General features: G+C 52.0%; 2 protein-coding genes. One reads left to right on the top strand and one right to left on the bottom strand.

From position 1 onward, the window contains the following. The first annotated feature begins 72 nt into the window (after positions 1 to 72). Positions 73 to 591 (top strand): YkgB family protein, encoded by a 519-nt coding sequence (locus MF6396_RS28020; RefSeq protein ID WP_003464991.1) that lies wholly within the window; start codon positions 73 to 75, stop codon positions 589 to 591. A gap of 29 nt (positions 592 to 620) precedes the next feature. Here the strand turns inward: MF6396_RS28020 and MF6396_RS28015 are convergent, their stop codons facing one another. Then, positions 621 to 1466 (bottom strand): AraC family transcriptional regulator, encoded by an 846-nt coding sequence (locus MF6396_RS28015; RefSeq protein WP_003464995.1) that lies wholly within the window; start codon positions 1464 to 1466, stop codon positions 621 to 623. Between the last annotated feature and the right edge of the window lie 204 nt (positions 1467 to 1670).

The following is a 1670-nucleotide window of genomic DNA, read 5'->3' as shown; positions in this document are numbered from 1 at the left end:
TAATCATCTCATCGCCAACGCATACGGCGTTCGGCAGCCAACACACTCTCACTCACTACTGGAAGCTCAGACATGAAAACCATAGGCATTGAAAACTCGAAGTCCAGCGTACAGGCCCACTTAACGCTTGGAACCAAAACTATGGGGCTAGGTATCTATGGCGCGTACTTGGCTCTCGCTATTATTTACTTCTGGTTCGGCGGCATGAAATTTACCCACTACGAGGCCGAGGGCCTGGTTCCACTGGTGAGCAACAGCCCGCTTTTGGGATGGGTGTATAGCATTTTTTCGGTCGACATGTTCTCCAGCCTGCTCGGCATACTAGAGATTTCGATCGGCACTCTGATCGCAGGCCGCATGCTGTCGCCCAAACTATCCGTGGTAGGAGGCGCTCTGTCTGCAGGCCTGTTCTTCACAACCCTTAGCTTTATGTTTTCCACTCCGGGCGTCATTGAGCCTAGTTTAGGGTTTCCGGCGATTTCCGTTGCGCCAGGTCAGTTTCTGCTTAAAGACTTAGGGTTGCTTGCTGTTTCGATATTTGTGGCAGGCCATTCGCTGGTTGAACTGGAAAAACGTAAAATTAATGCATAATTTTTTCAATGGCTTAAGGCAGTAATGCCTTAGGCCTTTTTGCCATCATTTTCCCCCGCCAGATCTTTCAACCAGTCACGAGGGCTCAACCCCGTCTTGCGTCTAAATGCGCGAGACAGCGCCGAAGGACTTTCGTAGCCGACTTGAGCTGCAATCAGCGTAATCGAGCGCCCTTCTCGCATCAGCTTCTGAGCCAGGCTAACTCGCCAACTCAACAAATAATCAGCAGGCGTCTGTCCGATGACACTCTTGAAATGCACGGCATACGCAGCGCGTGACATATTTGACTCACTGGCCAGCTCTGCTATTGACCAGGCATGTTCCGGGGAGTTGTGCATCTGTAAAAGCGATCGGGCAAGCCGCATGTCGGCCAGTCCAGCCATCATTCCGGTGCGCAACTGGTGATGATCGAGCAGGTAACGGAGCAACAGAATGATTAGGAGCTCAAATAAGCGCTCAAGCGCGGCTTCCCTTCCACAATGCACATTTGCCGCCTCGGCAAACATCCACTCCAACGTGTCTGCCAGCATGGGCAGATCATCGAGTGCGAGCACCAAACAGTCCGGTAATGAAGCCGACAAAGGATTATCAATTCCGCCCTCAAACTCCATGGAAGCACACAACAACTTTGCGCCATCGGACTCACCCGCAAACAATTGATGCTTGGCGGGGCGTGGCATAAAAATCAAGCTAGGGCGAGTGAGCTGCAAATCCTTGCGATCGGGACCAAGCAACGTCACGCTGCCGGCCTGAAGCAGATGGATATAACCTCGCCGCTCGGCGCCATCGTAAGATGCAGAGCCGCATAGGTCGCCGTCATAGAACAGATTGGCCCGCACGCCGAACCGCGAGAGCAAATTAGACAAACGATCCATTGGCCGATCCTTGACGAGTCAGAACGCACAGACCATACCATCTGCGTTGTCGTTCAGTGCCTGTAGCGAACATGCCGGCGTAAATCAGCCAACGGATAAAGTGATCACTGAGCAGCTCAGCCTCCCTTTCCAGTTCGGCTGTTAAAAAAACAACACCGTTGTTTGAAAGCACCAGCAAATCAAGTGCTCACTCTTCTATTTTAC

Origin of the sequence: Pseudomonas sp. MF6396 (assembly GCF_002018915.1) — a bacterium.
In the GTDB taxonomy this organism is placed as follows: domain Bacteria; phylum Pseudomonadota; class Gammaproteobacteria; order Pseudomonadales; family Pseudomonadaceae; genus Aquipseudomonas; species Aquipseudomonas palmensis.
The sequence above is the reverse complement of the archived record's forward strand: the minus strand, read 5'-3'. Positions and strand labels throughout refer to the sequence as shown.